Here is a 16,253-nt window from a genome sequence, read left to right as displayed (position 1 = left end):
TGCTAGATGACTCCGTTCGACTTGAGCAGGCGCAGTTCCTCGTCGTCGAGACCGAGTTCGCCGATGTACACCTCTTCGTTGTGCTCGCCCAGCAGGGGGGAGGTGACCACGTCGACGGGGGAGTCGGAGAGCTTCAGCGGGTTGCCCACGGTGGTGAACGACCCGCGCTTGGGGTGGGGGACCTCGATGACCATGTCGTTCGCGGCCAGCGAGGCGTCCTCGATGATCTCCTTGGTGGAGAGGATCGGCCCGCACGGGATGTTGTGGGCGTTGAGCTTCTCCAGCACCTCCCACTTGGGCAGGGTGCTCGTCCACTCCTCGATGAGCTGGAACATCTTGCCCAGCTTGGGCAGCCGGGCCTCGGGGGTCGCCCACTCCGGGTCGTCCGCCAGCTCGGGACGGCCCATCAGCTCGGTGACCGGCCGCCAGCCGACGGGCTGGACGATCACATACACATAGTCGTTGGGGCCGCCGGGGGCGCATCTGACCGCCCAGCCGGGCTGGCCGCCGCCGCTCGCGTTGCCGCTGCGCGGCACCTCGTCCCCGAAGTCCTCGTTCGGGTACTCCGCGAGCGGACCGTGGGCCAGCCGCTGCTGATCACGGAGTTTCACCCGGCAGAGATTGAGCACCGCGTGCTGCATCGCGACATTGACCCGCTGGCCGCGACCGGTGTGCTCACGCTGGAAGAGCGCGGCGAGAATGGCGGCGACGGCGTGGATGCCGGTGCCGGAGTCGCCGATCTGCGCGCCGGTCGCGAGCGGGGGCCCGTCCTCGAAACCGGTGGTGGCCATCGAGCCGCCCATGGCCTGCGCCACGACCTCGTACGCCTTGAAGTTGGTGTACGGGCCGTCGCCGAAGCCCTTGATGGAGGCGTAGACGATCCGCGGGTTGATCTCCCGGATGCGCTCCCAGGTGAAACCCATCCGATCCACGGCTCCCGGACCGAAGTTCTCCACCATCACATCGGAGCGGCGGATGAGCTCCGTGAGGATCTCCTTGCCGCGCTCCGTCTTGGTGTTGAGGGTGATGGAGCGCTTGTTGCAGTTGAGCATCGTGAAGTACAGCGAGTCGACATCGGGGATGTCGCGGAGCTGCTTACGGGTGATGTCGCCGGAGGGTGCCTCCAGCTTCACCACGTCGGCACCGAGCCAGCCGAGCAACTGCGTTGCCGAGGGGCCGGACTGAACGTGCGTCATGTCCAGCACCCGTATGCCTGTGAGCGCCTTCGTTCCCACTGCGGTCTCAAGAGCCTGCGTCATGAGGGGGCTCCTCTACTTGTACCTGGTCTGGTTCACGGTCGCGGGGATGTACGCGTCGGGGTCGACCCGGACGTTGATCAGCGAGGGCAGCCCGGACTCGCGGGCCCGCCGGAGAGCGGGCGCGATGTCGGCCGGGTCGCGTACCTCTTCGCCGTAACCACCCAGCATCTGGGCGAATGTGTCGTAGCCGATGTCTCCGAAAGGGTTGCCGCCGGCCCGTTCCCGCTCCCGGCCGTATGCGGCGGCCTCCGCGTGACGAGCCGGATTCATCCGGTGGTTGTTGCCGATGATGCCGACGAACGGCAGGTTGTGACGGACGAGGGTCTCGAAGTCCGGGCCGGTCAGCGAGAAGGCGCCGTCGCCGAAGAGCGCCACGACCTCCTTGCCGGGCCGGGCCCGCTTGGCGGCGAGGACGAACGGGATACCGACACCGGGGGTGCCGAGCGGGCCCGGATCCATCCAGTGACCGGGGGACTTGGGCTGGACGACCTGGCCGGCGAGGGTGACGATGTCGCCGCCGTCGCCGATGTAGACCGAGTCCTCGGTGAGGAACCGGTCGATCTCGTGGACCAGCCGGTACGGGTGGATGGGTGTGGCGTCCGAGGTGAGCTGCGGGAGCCGCCTCTCGACCGCCGTCCGCTCGGCGGTACGCAGCTCCTCCAGCCAGGCCTCGCGCCGGAGGGAGCCAGGACCGGTCCGTGCGCTCGCGGCCTCGGTGGCCGACGAGAGTACGAGTCCGGCGTCGCCCACGATGCCGAGGTCGATGTCGCGGTTCTTGTCGACGGTGCGGTGGTCGAGGTCGATCTGGACGACGGTCGCCGTCGGCGAGAGCCGAGTGCCGTACTCCGTGCGGATGTCGAGGGGGGTGCCCACGACGACGATGAGATCGGCGTTGGCGAACGCGTACGGACGGGAGAGCTCGAAGTGGTGCGGGTCGCCGGGCGCCAGGGTGCCACGGCCCGCCCCGTTCATATAGGCGGGTACGTTCAGTGTCCGCACCAGCGCCACGGCGGCGTCCGTTCCCCGGGTCGTCCAGACCTGGCCGCCGAGCAGCACGGCCGGCTTCTCGGCCCGGACGAGCAGATCGGCGAGCTTCTCGACGGCCTCGGGGTCACCGGCCGCGGGGGCCGGGGTCCGGTGGTGACCGGCCTCGGGTATCCGGGCCTTCTCCAGTGGCACCTTGGCATCCAGTACATCGCTCGGGATCTCCAGGAAGGACGGGCCGGGGGCGCCGAGGCAGCACTCGCGGAACGCCATCGACACCAGACCGGCCGCGTGCGCCGGTTCCGGCACGGTGGCCGCGAAGTTGGTGATCGGGTCCATCAGGTCCACGTACGGCAGTTCCTGGAGTGACCCCATCGTGTGCCGGCCGTGCGCTCCTCGGACGCCGATGAGCAGCATCGGGGACTCGGCGCGGAAAGCGCCGGCGACGCCGGTGAGGGCGTCGGTGATGCCGGGACCTGACGTGACCACCGCGCAGCCGGGCCGGCCGGTGATCCTCGCGTGGCCGTCGGCGGCAAGTGCGGCCACCCGCTCCTGCCGTACGCCGACGATGTCGATGCCTGCGTCGGCGCAGCCGTCATGGAGGTCGGTGGTGTGGCCGCCGGCGAGGGTGTAGACGACCTCTACACCATGCGCTTTGAGTACCTTGGCGACCAGATGACCACCGGAGATGAGCTCCTGGCTGTCGTCGGGCATGAGGGCGGTCCTGTCCCTTCGTAGGGGAGGGCGGGGGCCCTCCCGGTACATTGCATACAGTCGACGAATACTGTATGAAGCTTGTTATCCCGCATCCGGTGGATGGTGTCCAGGGGGCGTGCGGCACTTTCGTCAAATGGGAGCCGGCATGGATCTGTACGAGCACCAGGCAAGAGAACTCTTCGCGGACTACGGCATCCCGGTGCCCGAGGCCGAAGTGGTGGAACTGGCCAGGGAGGCCCGGTTCGCCGCCGAACGTCTCGGCGGCCGTGTGGTCGTCAAGGCGCAGGTGAAGACGGGGGGCCGCGGGAAGGCGGGCGGGGTCAAGGTGGCGGCCGACCCGGCCGCCGCCGAACTGACCGCGCGTCAGATCCTCGGTATGGATATCAAGGGCCACACCGTCAGGAAGGTGATGCTCGCTCAACCAGTGGAAATCGAAGCCGAGTTCTATGTTTCGTATGTCCTCGACCGTGCGGCGGGGACCTTCGTCGCCATCGCCTCGGCCGAGGGCGGAATGGAGATCGAGGAGGTCGCCGCCACCCGACCGGAGGCCGTCGCCCGTATCCCGGTCGATCCCGCGGAGGGGGTCACCGAGGCCAAGGCGGCACAGATCGCGGCCGCCGCGAAGCTGCCTCCGGACACGGTTCCGGTACTCCAGGCGCTCTGGCAGGTCGTGGTCCGTGAGGACGCCCTGCTGGTCGAGGTGAATCCTTTGGTGCGTACATCGAACGGGCCGATCATCGCCCTCGACGGCAAGGTCACCCTTGACGACAACGCGCGCTTCCGGCAGGTGCGTTGGGGCGACACCGAGGAGGATCCGTACGCCGACCCGCTCGAAGCGGCCGCGGCGGCCAAGGGGCTCAACTACGTCAAGCTCGACGGCGAGGTCGGTGTCATCGGCAACGGCGCGGGCCTGGTCATGTCCACCCTCGATGTGGTCGCCGGCTGCGGGGCCCGCCCCGCCAACTTCCTCGACATCGGGGGAGGGGCGTCCGCGCAGGTGATGGCGGACGGACTGTCCGTCATCCTCTCCGACCCGGACGTCAAGTCCGTTTTCGTCAATGTCTTCGGCGGCATCACGGCCTGTGACGCCGTCGCCGAGGGGATCGTCCAGGCACTGGAGTCGGTGCGGCTGACCAAGCCGCTCGTGGTGCGTCTCGACGGCAACAGCGCCGCCCGCGGCCGTGCGATCCTCGCGGACCGCGCGCATCCGCTCGTGGACCAGGTCAACACGATGGACGGGGCGGCCCGCCAGGCCGCCGTACTGGCATCCGCCGGATAGGACGCCCGGCCATCGAGAGAGGCCGGCCACCAACAGGCCCGACCACCCGGATCCGGCCACCCGGCTCAAGGAGAGCGGACACCATGGCGATCTTTCTGACCAAGGAGAGCAAGGTCCTCGTCCAGGGCATGACCGGCGGCGAGGGCATGAAGCACACCCGGCGGATGCTCGCCGCCGGCACCGATGTCGTCGGCGGTGTCAACCCGCGCAAGGCGGGCCGTACCGTCGACTTCGACGACCGCGCCGTGCCCGTCTTCGGCTCCGTGCGTGAAGGCATGGAGGCGACGGGCGCGGATGTCACGGTCGTCTTCGTACCGCCGCCGTTCGCGAAGGCCGCCGTCATCGAGGCCGCGGACGCGGGCATCGAACTGGCGGTCGTGATCACCGAGGGCATCCCGGTCCATGACGCGGTCGTCTTCCAGGCGTACGCCAGGGAGCGGGGCACCCGTGTCGTCGGCCCCAACTGTCCCGGGCTGATCAGCCCCGGACAGTCCAACGCGGGCATCATCCCGGCGGACATCGCCGCCAAGCCCGGCCGGATCGGGCTCGTCTCCAAATCCGGCACGCTCACCTACCAGCTCATGTACGAACTGCGGGAGACGGGCTTCTCCTCGGCGGTCGGAATCGGCGGCGACCCCGTCGTGGGCACCACCCATATCGACTGCCTCGCCGCGTTCGAGGACGACCCGGACACCGAGATCATCGTGCTCATCGGTGAGATCGGCGGCGACGCGGAGGAGCGGGCGGCGGCCTATATCGCCGGCCATGTCAGCAAGCCGGTGATCGGCTACATCGCCGGGTTCACCGCGCCCGAGGGCAAGACCATGGGGCACGCGGGGGCGATCGTCTCCGGTTCCTCAGGGACGGCCGAGGCCAAGAAACGGGCTTTGGAGGCGGTCGGCGTACGGGTCGGCTCGACTCCCTCGGAGACGGCCAGGCTGGTCCTCGACCGCCTCGCGGCGACACGTGACGTCACTCATAATTGACGGAGTGCGTGCCGCCGCCCCGGACCGGCCCACCACCGTCGGGCGGACCACCGCTCTACCGTCGAGTAACAAGAGGTCGCGACCCATGACGACCTGATTCCCCTCACCACCATCACTCCTTGTCTGCCGGCTTCCACGGCAGGCAGGACAAGCCATGTCATTTCCCGCCCCTGAAAGCGGAGACCCTCAATGGCACCCACCCTCACCCCTCAATTGACTTTGTCGCTGAAGCCCGGCACGGCCTGGGCCGACGCCTGGGAGCGCTGCCTCGCGGTGGCGCCCGAGGCCTTCCAGGACGACCGTGTACTGAATCTCTGGGCCGGCTCGTGGCAGTCCGACGGCCGCGCCCTGCCCGCCACCAGCCCGGTCGACGGAAGCCCCATAGCGGGGCCGCCGCGGCTGGACGCGGCCACCGCCCAGCAGGCTGTGCGCGCCTGTCTGGACGAGCACCGCGTCTGGCGGCACGTTCCGCTCGCGGAGCGCAAGGCGCGTGTGGGCGCCACGCTCGACGCGCTCACCGAACACCGTGAACTGCTCGCCCTGCTCCTCGTGTGGGAGATCGGCAAGCCGTGGCGGCTCGCCCAGGCCGACGTCGACCGTGCGATCGACGGCGTGCGCTGGTATGTCGACAACGTGGACCGGATGCTGGAGGGCCGGACCCCGCTGGCGGGCCCGGTCTCCAACATCGCGAGCTGGAACTATCCGATGTCCGTCCTGGTCCACGCCATGCTGGTGCAGGCACTGGCCGGCAACGCCGTGATCGCCAAGGCCCCCACCGACGGGGGAGTGGCCTGTCTGACCCTGGCCTCCGCGCTCGCCGTGCGCGAGGGAATCCCGGTCACCCTGGTCAGCGGCAGCGGCGGCGAGCTCTCCGAGGCGCTCGTGCGCTCGCCGGAGATCGGCTGTGTCTCCTTCGTCGGAGGCCGGGACACCGGCGCCAGGATCGCCACCGCGGTCGCGGACCTCGGCAAGCGCCATGTGCTCGAACAGGAGGGACTCAACACCTGGGGCATCTGGAACTACAGCGACTGGAACGCCCTGACGGCCGTCATCCCCAAGCTGTTCGACTACGGCAAGCAGCGCTGCACGGCGTATCCGCGCTTCGTCGTCCAGCGCTCGCTCTTCGCGGACTTCCTCGCGGCGTACCTCCCCGCCGTACGCTCCATCCGGCTGGGCCACCCCCTGGCGGTCGAGCAGCCGGGGGACCCGCTGCCGGAGCTCGACTTCGGTCCGCTCATCAACGCGGCCAAGGCCAAGGAACTGGCGGACCATGTCGCCGAGGCGATCAGCCGCGGCGCGGTCCCGCTGCACGAGGGATCGCTGTCCGACGGTCTGTTCCTGCCCGGCCAGGACACCAGCGCCTACCTCCCGCCGGTGACCCTCCTCAACCCGCCCCCGTCCTCCCCGCTGCACCACGCGGAACCCTTCGGCCCGGTCGACACCATCGTCCTGGTCGACACGGAGGCGGAACTGCTGGCCGCGATGAACGCCTCGAACGGCGCCCTCGTCGCGACCCTCTCCACCGACGACCCGGCCACCTACGCCCGGCTCTCCCCGCAGATCCGCGCGTTCAAGGTCGGCCACGGCAAGCCCCGCTCGCGCGGTGACCGCGACGAGCTCTTCGGCGGCTTCGGCCACTCCTGGCGAGGCGCCTTCGTCGGCGGGGAACTCCTCGTACGAGCGGTCACGGACGGCCCCCCGGGCGAACGCCCTCCGGGCAACTTCCCGGACTACCACCTGATGCCGTGACCCACACCCACTGACCCCGACCCGTCGGGCGCCCCTCCCCACCCCGGAGGAGCGCCCGACACCATGGCACGGCACACGCGGGGGCCACACCAACCGCAGCCCCACAGGACCGCTGACCACCGGATATACGGGTGAGGAGCACCGCGATCCCCTGGTATCGTTGTCCTCGTCGCCGCGACCGAACGCCGCGGTTCGACCACTCGTCCGGGTGGCGGAATGGCAGACGCGCTAGCTTGAGGTGCTAGTGCCCTTTATCGGGCGTGGGGGTTCAAGTCCCCCCTCGGACACCGACCGGTAGCCCATGGGTTGCCGAAGAGTGCTGGTTGAGATCCATCTCAGCCAGCACTTTCTGTTTTCCGGAGTCGTAGGTGAAGGTGAGTCCGAGCCTTCGGTCGAGATCTTTCGGTGATCCGTCAACCGTTTGCTCGGACGGGAAGTTCGGTGATGCTGAGGGCGAAGTCCACGTTCCCCACCCCGTGGTTGGCGAGGCCCACCGTGACCACGCCCGCTCCTTCCAGCCAGTGCGCCAGTTTCAGGCCGCCGACGTCCAGCGGGCGCAGCCCGAGGCTCTCGATGAACGTTTCCACACTTGCCTTGGCCTGCGCATTGTCGCCGGCGATGAAGACGTCGGGCCGGCCCTTCTCCAGGACATGGCGGAAGACGGTGTTGAACGCCTTCACCACGCTGGCGCCCGCCGGGGCCGCCTTGGCGACTTTCTGCGCGATCGAGGTCTCCTCGCGGTGGGCCAGCCCGTCGAACGTGGAATTGAAGGGATTGCTGATGTCGACGATGACCTTGCCCGCGAGAGCGTCTCCGTACTGGGCGACGGCCGGCACGACACCGTCGTACAGCAGGGCCACGATGACGATGTCCCCGGCCGGGGCGGTGCCCCATTCTCCCGTCGTGGCGCCGCCGCCGAGAGCCTTGGCCAGGTCGGCGGCCTTGGACTGATCGCGGCCCATGACCTCGACGGTGTTGCCGCCCGCTATCGCCCGTGCTCCGATGGTGCGGGCCATGTTCCCGGTGCCGATGATGCTGATGCTGCTCATGAGATGTCCTGCCCTGGTTGTGCGTTGTCCGGTTCAGATGGCGGTGGTGCCGCCGTCGGCGACGAGTTCCATGCCGTTGACGTAGCTGGAGTCGTCGGAGGCGAGGAAGAGGGCGGCGGTGGCGATTTCGTCGGGGCGGCCCATCTGGCCGCGGGGGATGAGGGACTCGAACTGGCGCTTGGTGGCCTCGTCGAAGAGTTCTTCCTGCTTGGCGGTGGCGACCTGGCCGGGGGTCAGGACGTTGACGCGGATGCGGCGGTCCTTGAGCTCGTTGAGCCAGACGCGGGCCCATGCCTGCTGGACGGCCTTGCTGCCGGCGTAGACGCTCCAGCCGGGGAAGGCGCCGAGGGAGGCGTTGGAGCCGGTCATGAGGATGGAGCCGCCGTCGTTGAAGAGCGGAAGGGCCTTCTGGACGGTGAACAGGGTGCCGCGGGCGTTGAGGTAGAACGCGGCGTCGAAGTGGGCCTCGGTGATCTCGCCGAGCGGGGCGGGCTCGCCCCCGCCTGCGCTGGCCCACAGCACGTCGAGGCTTCCCTTCTCCCGCTTGACGGTGTCGTACAGGCGGTCCAGGTCGTCCAGGTCGGCGGCGTCGCCCTGGACGCCGGTGACGTTGCGGCCGATCTGCTTCACGGCCTCGTCCAGGGCGTCCTGGCGGCGGCCGGTGATGAAGACGTGCGCTCCCTCCTCGACGAACAGCTTCGCGCCTGCCAGCGCCATGCCGGTGGTGCCGCCGGTGATGACCGCGACCTTGCCGTCAAGCTTTCCCATAGTCATTCCCTTGGGTCGGTGGTGCCGTGCGCACCTGGGATGACGGTGTTATGTACACCGCCCTGTGTGCTTACGGTACGGGGCGGGCGGCTGGGACGCAAACTATGTACACCGGTCGTTACCTAGCTGCGGTACGATGGACCCATGACGGAGTTGGAGAAGGGCCCCACGGGCCGCCGCCGCGGCCGGGGCGCCCGCGAACGCATCCTCAGCGCGTCCCGGCAGCTGTTCCGCGAGCAGGGCATCAACCGCACGGGCATGGACCAGCTTTGCGCGGCGGCCGAGGTGTCCAAGCGCACGGCCTACCAGCACTTCACCGGCAAGGACGAACTCGTCGCCGAGTACCTGCGCCGGTTCGACCCCTCCGTTCTGTCCGGCGTGTTCGACCGCACCGACCTCACGCCCCGCGAACGGCTCCTCGCCGCCTTCGACATCCCCCCCACCACCCCCCTGTGCCCCTACATCGCCGCCGCCGTCGAACTCCACGACCCCCAGCACCCCGCATCCCAGTACGCACGCGACTACAAGAAAGCCGTCGCCGCGCGGTTCACCGACACCGCTCGCGAAGCCGGCGCCACCGACCCTGAACAGCTCGGTGAGCAGCTCGCGCTGCTCCTCGACGGTGCCGCGGCCCGCACCCGGGTCCTCAACACTGACGCCTTCCCCACCGCCGCCGCCATCGCCGCCGTCCTCATCGACAACGCCATCCCCGCCACAGCCGGCGATGACCGGCGACGGGAGGAAGTGTCGAGTTGACGTGGGACTCCGTTGCCGGGCTGGGCGCTTTGCCGCTCGCTCTGCTGAGCCCGCTGGTACGCGACACCAGCCGCCCGGCACCTGGCCCGGACCTGCCGGCTCTTACGGAACTGGCCACGCGCCTGCTGAAGGCCGCAGCAGAAACCGCCGGGGAGACCGGTGACCCCCGAGGACTTCAGGAGTTCGAGGCCGTCATCCCGGCCCAGGACGCTGACGCGCCGCCGGTTCGAACAGGCGGCTGATCACAGTCCGTACGCGGTGGCGCATGAAGAACTCGTACGCAGCTGGGAGGTCCTGAGGATGCGGGTGGCCCGCCGGCGACGCTGGCGGGCAGCCAACATGTCCGGCTGAAACCCGCCGTCGGGTTCTGGATCCCACGGACCGACTCCCCGACACCACGAACGGCGGACCGCCGGCGATCAGCCGACTTGAGCCGCATCCGCGGCACGTACTTCCAGTCGGTCTCAGGTGCTTCGGGGCCCCTCAGAAAACTGCCGGCCGAAGAACGGAACCGGCTCAGAGGTCAGCTGCAACAGCCCAGTCCGTCAGGCCATTTCGCTCTCCAGCGCATGATGAACGGGGGGCAGTCGAACTACTCAAGCGTGCCTTGAGACGACATCGCCTCCACGCTGCCACATCTCGTAGTTCCCGCATTCTGCCGTGATCTCGGCCGTCGACCGAGCCGCAGTGACGAAGTCATCTACTACCGGCGAGGTGTGCGATGCCGCCACCGCGAGGCACACCTGGTCGGGCGCCAGATCCGGGATGGGTACGAAGACGACGTCCGGATGCGAGTAGAACACGGACGCCGAACGGGCCAGGAACGAGATGCCCCGTCCGGCCGCGACATGCTCGAGAGTCTCGTCCACCCCGCGCACCGGGTACCCGGCATTGGAGAGCGGGCGCTTGGTGGGCTGCGTGCTCGAGTCACCGTGCCAGACCAGCGGTTCGCCGGCCAGGTCGGCCTCGGTGACCTCCGCCTTGCCGGCCAACCGGTGTCCGGCGGGCAGTACCGCTACCCGCGGCTCGGTGTACAGCGGGGTGACGCGCAGGCCGGCCTCGTCGATGGGCAGCCGCACATAGCCGACGTCGATGCGGCCGTCGAGCAGCATCGCAGCCTGGTCGTCCCCTTCGATCCGCTGCACGTCCACGACCACGTCCGGGTGCCGGTCCTCGAACGCACGGGCCGCCGGAGTGACTGCAATGCCGGCCCGGAAACCGACCATCAGCCGCCGCTTGCCGCCGGCGGCCGCGGACACCCGGCGGCGGATCGCGTGGGTTGAGGCGAGCAGCGGACCGGCGTCGGCCAGTAGTTGCCGGCCCGCATCTGTCAGCTCTACGCCGTGGCGATCCCTGGTGAACAGCGAGACGCCGAGATCCTGCTCGAGCGCGCGGATCTGCCGGCTGAGCACCGGCTGGGCGATGTGAAGCTCATCGGCGGCGCGGCCGAAATGCAGCCGGTCGGCCACGGTGACGAAGTAACGCAGTTTGCGCAGATCCAGATCCATGGAACCCCCAGCCCGGTGATGCCTCCAGGGTATCACCACGGTTTGAATAGGTCTTGGACGCCACTCAAATCCGATGGCAGCATTAAAAACAGACGCTTAAGGGCGTCGAAGTGAATTCGGCACAAGAATTCGACACTGGAATTTGACAGCAGGGCCAAAGTCCGGAAAGAAGGAACGCCGATGAGCAGCATCAGCATTATCGGACTGGGAAACATGGCCCGTGCTTTGGCCGGCCGGGCGCTCGCCGGCGGTAACGCCGTCGAGATCATCGGCCGCGACCAGGCCAAGGCCAAGGAATTGGCCGCCACACTCGGCGGCGCCACGGTCGGGACGGCCGGGGCCGGCCCGACCGGGGACATCGTGATCCTCGCCGCGCCGTACACCGGCGCGGCGGCGGTGGTGAGGGAGTACGGGGACGCACTGTGCGGCAAGATCATCGTCGACATCACCAACCCCGTAGCCCCCGACCTGCAGGGCTTCGTCGTCCCCGACGACAGTTCCGGCGCACAGGAGATCGCCAAGGCGGCTCCCGGCGACGCGCATGTCGTCAAGGCGTTCAACACTGTGTTCTCCCACGTTCTGGCGGCCGGCCCGGCCGAGGACCGCCCTCTGGACGTGTTCATCGCCGGCGACGACGCGCAGGCGAAGGCACGCGTGTCGGCGTTCGTCGAGAGCCTGGGGCTGCGCCCCTGGGACACCGGGGAACTGTCCATGGCGCGAGCACTGGAGAACGTCGGCATGCTGGAGCTGGGCCTCATGAACCACTCCGTCAAGCACACCAATTTCTCCCTCGGCATCACCCTTCTCGGCTGAGCACACCCCTACCACTACCTCTCGTGCCGCATTACGACAGTTCACTTACGGCACGAAAAGATCCTGCACCTACCCTCACAAGGACAATCAGATGCGCGTATTCGTTGCCGGGGGGACCGGCCATTCCGGTTCGTACATCATCCCCGAGCTCATCGCCGCCGGGCACGAGGTCACCGGCCTGGCCCGGTCGGACGCTTCCGCGGCGGCCCTGTCAGCGCTCGGCGCGAAGGTGCGTCGCGGCGACCTTCAGGATCTCGACGGGCTCAAGGAGGCAGCCTCGGGCTCCGATGGCGTCATCCACGTCGCCCACAGGCAGGATCTGCTGCCCTCCGGCGGGCTCGACGCCGTGGCCGCCGCGGAGCTCCCGATCATGCTCGCGTACGGCGAGGCACTCGCGGGAACCGGAAAGCCGCTGGTCACGGCGGGAAGCATCGGCTCACCCGGGCAGCACCTGGGCCGGCCGGCCACCGAGGAGGACCCGGCCCTCCCCGCCGGCGAGGAGCACAAAGGCACCCTGCGGATCCGCAACGTCGTGGAAAGGGCCGTGGTCGACCTCGCCGAGCAGGGGGTGCGGTCTTCGGTCGTGCGGATCGCCAACATCGCGCACAGCACGACCGATCGTGCCGGCTTCCTCCCCACGCTGATCGCGCTCGCGAAGGAAAAGGGCTTCGTCGGCTACCACGGCGACGGCGCGAACCTGTGGAACGCCGTGCACATCCGCGATACCGCCACCTTGTTCCGCCTGGCGCTGGAGAAGGGGCCGGCCGGCAAATACTGGCACGCGGTCGAGGACGGGGGCATCACGTTCCGCGACATCGCCGAGGCCATCGCCAGCCGCCTGGGCCTGCCCGCGGTGAGCGTTCCCGACGATGCCCTGATGACGCCGGGGTACTTCGGGTTCCTCACGAATATCGTCACGCAGAGCTACCCGGCGTCCAACCTCATCACCCGCCGGACCCTCGGCTGGGAACCCGCCAGGCCCGGCCTCCTCGCCGATCTGGACAACGGCCATTATTTCCCCGCCGGCTGACGGCGGGAACCCGGATCGTAACGAGCCCGGCAACCGGCAAGTTCGGCTCTTCTGATTCGTCGCAGCCCTGTTGCTACCGATGGGGCTATGGCTGTGCGCTCGCACTCTGCGCGCGGCTCGCAGCCGCAGCCGCAGCCGCAGCAGCGAAACCCAGCCCTCGCCCCGGGCAACGACCATGCCGGCCCTGGCTGTTGGTGTCGTCGGCGGGATCTACGGGATCGGGGGCGGCTCCCTGCTCGGACCGATCCTGGTCGGTCGTGGCGTACCAGTCGCTACGGTTGCACCCGCAGCCCTGGCTTCCACTTCTGTGACCTCGATCGTCGGCGCGGTCACCTACGCACTGCTCTCACTGACCGCTACGGGCGACATCGCCCCAGACTGGCTGCTCGGCCTGGCCTGCGGCGCAGGTGGCCTGGTCGGCGGATATCTCGGCGCCCGCTTCCAGCCCTACCTGCCCGAAACCACGCTCCGCCTCCTTCTGGGTGCCCTCGCCGCAAGCGTTGGCGCGCTCTACGCCGTCCAGGTGCTGCACTGAACTGTTCCCGGGCGCCTCGGCGAAAGCATGGGGAAGGCCCGGTGCTGTCGAAAATCAGGCTCTGGCCCGCTCGGTAGGCAACTGTCCGCGTGTCTCACCGTCAAGGTGACGCGGTGTTGTGCCGATGGCGATCACGGCGGCCAGTCCGGATACGAGGGCGAGCAGTCCGAAGAGATGCGGGTAGCCGCCCAGCGGGGTGGCCAGGGCGGCTCCGGCGAAGGGCGCGAGCGCGGACGCCGTGGTGGCCGGGGCCGCGAGGAGACCCGACCCCAGCCGACCGTACTGGCTCGTGCCCCATCGGTCGCTGATCGCCGTGGCTTGCAGCAGGGTGAGGTTGCCACGGACCATCCCGGCCGCGACCGACAGCGCGACGACCAGCGCGTACGGGCCGGGGACGAGCGCGAGCGCGGCCGTGGTGACGCCGCCGAGCCCGATCAACACCGCTGTACGGACAGTCGTGCCGGTACGGCGCGTGAAGGCGGCGTACAGCGTACGGCCGACGGTTTGCCCGGCGCCGCCGAGGCCGAGGGCGCAGGCGGCCTGGCCGGTGGCGAATCCGCGCTCGATCAGGAGGGGGACCAGGGCGACGACGACGGCGTAGACGGCGAACGCAGAGAGGGTCAGCGCGGCGGCCAGCATCCAGAACGGCCGACTGCGTACCACTGCGCTCGCTCCTTGGACGGCGTTGGCGCGCCCCTGGGGCGCCTTCGACCACGGTGCGTTCAGGGCCGGCGCGTGAGCCGGGATCGTGACGGCGGCGAGGATCAAGGCGAGTACGGTGCAGGTCGCGCGCCAGGACAGATGGTTGGCGAGCAGGGCGGTCACGGGCGCGAAAACGGTGGAGGCCAGCCCGCCCGCCAGCGTGACAACGGTCAAGGCGCGGACATGGTCGGGCGCCCACCAGCGGGTCAGAACCGCGAAGGCAGGCTGGTAGAAAGTGGACGCCATGGCCAGCCCGGCCAGCGCCCAACCCGTGAAGAAGACCGGCAGGTTCGGGGCGGCGGCCACGATGAGGACGCTGAGCACGCCGAGGGCGGAACCGGCCGTCATCACGATCCGCGGGCCGTGGTGGTCGATGATCCGGCCGACCCGGATCCCTGCGAGGGCGGATACGAGCAGGGCGGTGGAGAACGCGGCCGTTGTCGCCCCGGTCGCCCAGCCGGTCGCGGCCGTGATCTGCGGGTTCAGTACGGGGAAGGCGTAGTAGACGATTCCCCAGCTTGTGATCTGAGTGGCACACAGCGCCAGGAGCACAGCGCGGGGTTTCGACCGGTCCCCGGTTCCGGTCGAAACCCCGTGCTCGCGAGCGTCGAGACCGGTCACGAGCCGCAGCAGCCGCCAGCGGGAGCTTCCTTCGTCGCAGCCGGGGCCGGTGCACCGATCTGTACGAGTTCCGGTGCAGGCGTGGCGCAGCAGCCTCCGCCGTCGGCCTGCTCGGTGGCCGGTTCGTCGAACAGCCCTGCGCCGCCGCACACCCCGCTCTCCGGGAGGGTCAGCTCGACGCGGTCGGCGGACTCGGTGTCGCCGGCGATCGCGGCGGCGATGGAGCGGACCTGTTCGTAGCCGGTCATGGCAAGGAAGGTGGGGGCGCGGCCGTAGGACTTCATGCCCACGAGGTAGACGCCCTGCTCCGGGTGGGACAGCTCGCGGTGGCCGTGCGGATAGACAGTGCCGCAAGAGTGGACGTTGGGGTCGATCAGGGGCGCGAGGTCGACGGGGGCCTGGAGCCGCTCGTCCAGACCGAGGCGCAACTCGGCGAGGAAGGACAGGTCGGGACGCAAGCCGGTCAGGACAATGACCTCGTCGACCGGGTCGAGACGGCGGCCGTCCTCGGCCACCAATACCAGCCGACCGTCACTGTCCCGCTCGACCGCCACGGCACGGAAGCCGGTGACGGCATCGGCGTATCCGTTGTCCACGGCCGCCTTGGCCGCCAGGCCCAGCGCGCCACGGGCGGGCAACTGGTCGGCCTCGCCGCCGCCGAAGGTCGAGCCGCTGATACCGCGCCGAAGGATCCACACGGCATGCGTACCGGGAACGCCCTCGGCGAGGTCGGCCAGGTAGGCGAGTGCGGTAAAGGCGGAGGCGCCGGAGCCGATGACGGCCGTGCGCCTACCCGCGTAACGGGCCCGTACGGTTTGGTCCTTGAGGTCCGGAACGCGGTAGGAGATCCGCTCCGCGGCCGTACGCTCGCCCAGCGCGGGGAGTCCATCGGCGCCGATGGGGCTGGGGATGGTCCAGGTGCCGGAGGCGTCGATGACCGTACGAGCAGTGATCCGTTCCTCGGTGCCGTCCGAGTACACGACGTGGACGGTGAAGGGCTGCTTCTCCCGCTCGGCGTCCACAACCCGGTCGCGTCCGAGACGGGAGACACCGGTGACGCGGACGCCGAACCGGACCTTGTCCCCGAAGACGTCGGCCAGCGGCTGGAGATAGCGGTCGGCCCAGTCGCCGCCGGTGGGGTAGGAGGCGCCGTCGGGCGCGGTCCAGCCGGTGGGCGCGAGGAGCTTCTCAGCGGCCGGGTCGACCAGCTCGGCCCAGGTGGAGAAGAGCCGTACATGACTCCATTCACGTACGGCGCTGCCCGCTCGGTCGCCTGCCTCCAGGACCAGGGGCTCGATGCCGCGCTCGACCAGGTGGGCGGCGGCGGCCAGACCGATCGGGCCTGCGCCGATCACCACGGTGGGCAGGTCGCTGGTGGGCACCTCGGTCGTCGGCACAGTCACGGCGACTCCCTCTTGTTTCGACGTCTATCGATACCTTGCGCTGTCAGGGTTCCACCTGATTCGATGACTGTCAACATAGACATTCATCGAAACA

13 protein-coding genes, 1 tRNA gene and 1 pseudogene are annotated in these 16,253 nt (G+C 69.2%); 8 read left to right on the top strand and 7 right to left on the bottom strand.

What is annotated here, in order from left to right:
* Positions 1-2 precede the first annotated feature (2 nt).
* Both frc and OG214_RS07725 read right to left on the bottom strand, forming a co-directional pair.
* The gene (gene frc, locus OG214_RS07730; RefSeq protein ID WP_363082773.1) at positions 3-1,259 is read right to left on the bottom strand and encodes a formyl-CoA transferase; all 1,257 of its coding nucleotides are present in this window, start codon (positions 1,257-1,259) and stop codon (positions 3-5) included.
* A gap of 12 nt (positions 1,260-1,271) precedes the next feature.
* Positions 1,272-2,957 (bottom strand): thiamine pyrophosphate-binding protein, encoded by a 1,686-nt coding sequence (locus OG214_RS07725; RefSeq protein ID WP_405984293.1) that lies wholly within the window; start codon positions 2,955-2,957, stop codon positions 1,272-1,274.
* 148 nt (positions 2,958-3,105) lie between these two features.
* Between OG214_RS07725 and sucC the strand changes: the two genes are divergently transcribed.
* From sucC to OG214_RS07705, 4 genes are all read left to right on the top strand, one after another.
* Positions 3,106-4,239 carry an ADP-forming succinate--CoA ligase subunit beta gene (gene sucC, locus OG214_RS07720; protein WP_405984292.1) on the top strand — a complete coding sequence of 378 codons (1,134 nt, stop codon included), beginning with the start codon at positions 3,106-3,108 and terminating at the stop codon, positions 4,237-4,239.
* Positions 4,240-4,322: 83 nt separating this feature from the next.
* The gene (gene sucD, locus OG214_RS07715) at positions 4,323-5,225 is read left to right on the top strand and encodes a succinate--CoA ligase subunit alpha (protein WP_363082776.1); all 903 of its coding nucleotides are present in this window, start codon (positions 4,323-4,325) and stop codon (positions 5,223-5,225) included.
* A 189-nt stretch (positions 5,226-5,414) separates the two neighbouring features.
* Complete coding sequence (locus OG214_RS07710; protein WP_363082777.1) at positions 5,415-6,974, top strand: aldehyde dehydrogenase family protein; 1,560 nt, start codon at positions 5,415-5,417, stop codon at positions 6,972-6,974.
* Positions 6,975-7,176: 202 nt separating this feature from the next.
* A tRNA-Leu gene (locus OG214_RS07705) sits at positions 7,177-7,261 on the top strand.
* 126 nt (positions 7,262-7,387) lie between these two features.
* Here OG214_RS07705 and OG214_RS07700 read toward each other — a convergent pair.
* Positions 7,388-8,023, bottom strand: a complete 636-nt coding sequence (locus OG214_RS07700) for an NADPH-dependent F420 reductase (RefSeq protein ID WP_405984291.1) — start codon at positions 8,021-8,023, stop codon at positions 7,388-7,390.
* 33 nt (positions 8,024-8,056) lie between these two features.
* The gene (locus tag OG214_RS07695; RefSeq protein ID WP_405984290.1) at positions 8,057-8,791 is read right to left on the bottom strand and encodes an SDR family NAD(P)-dependent oxidoreductase; all 735 of its coding nucleotides are present in this window, start codon (positions 8,789-8,791) and stop codon (positions 8,057-8,059) included.
* 144 nt (positions 8,792-8,935) lie between these two features.
* Here OG214_RS07695 and OG214_RS07690 point away from each other — a divergent pair, with 144 nt between their 5' ends.
* Positions 8,936-9,547: a TetR/AcrR family transcriptional regulator gene (locus tag OG214_RS07690; protein ID WP_405984289.1), complete on the top strand. Its 612-nt coding sequence runs from the start codon at positions 8,936-8,938 to the stop codon at positions 9,545-9,547.
* Positions 9,548-10,143: 596 nt separating this feature from the next.
* Here OG214_RS07690 and OG214_RS07685 read toward each other — a convergent pair.
* On the bottom strand, positions 10,144-11,055 hold the full coding sequence (locus tag OG214_RS07685; protein ID WP_363084673.1) for a LysR substrate-binding domain-containing protein: 912 nt from the start codon (positions 11,053-11,055) through the stop codon (positions 10,144-10,146).
* A gap of 180 nt (positions 11,056-11,235) precedes the next feature.
* On the opposite strand from OG214_RS07685, the gene OG214_RS07680 reads away from it, so the two are divergent.
* The 3 genes and pseudogenes from OG214_RS07680 to OG214_RS07670 all read left to right on the top strand — a co-directional run.
* Positions 11,236-11,868, top strand: coding sequence for an NADPH-dependent F420 reductase (locus OG214_RS07680; RefSeq protein WP_405984288.1), 633 nt, complete (start codon positions 11,236-11,238; stop codon positions 11,866-11,868).
* Between the two features lie 91 nt (positions 11,869-11,959).
* Positions 11,960-12,898: an SDR family oxidoreductase gene (locus OG214_RS07675; protein ID WP_405984287.1), complete on the top strand. Its 939-nt coding sequence runs from the start codon at positions 11,960-11,962 to the stop codon at positions 12,896-12,898.
* 58 nt (positions 12,899-12,956) lie between these two features.
* Positions 12,957-13,433, top strand: a pseudogene (locus OG214_RS07670) (TSUP family transporter); the annotation flags it as partial.
* 54 nt (positions 13,434-13,487) lie between these two features.
* Here OG214_RS07670 and OG214_RS07665 read toward each other — a convergent pair.
* Positions 13,488-14,756 (bottom strand): MFS transporter, encoded by a 1,269-nt coding sequence (locus OG214_RS07665; RefSeq protein WP_405984286.1) that lies wholly within the window; start codon positions 14,754-14,756, stop codon positions 13,488-13,490.
* Positions 14,753-16,159 carry an NAD(P)-binding domain-containing protein gene (locus tag OG214_RS07660; RefSeq protein ID WP_405984285.1) on the bottom strand — a complete coding sequence of 469 codons (1,407 nt, stop codon included), beginning with the start codon at positions 16,157-16,159 and terminating at the stop codon, positions 14,753-14,755. The genes OG214_RS07665 and OG214_RS07660 overlap by 4 nt, the downstream gene beginning before the upstream one ends.
* Positions 16,160-16,253: the final 94 nt, after the last annotated feature.

The organism is Streptomyces sp. NBC_00872, from assembly GCF_045161915.1.
Classification (GTDB): domain Bacteria; phylum Actinomycetota; class Actinomycetes; order Streptomycetales; family Streptomycetaceae; genus Streptomyces.
The sequence above is the reverse complement of the archived record's forward strand: the minus strand, read 5'-3'. Positions and strand labels throughout refer to the sequence as shown.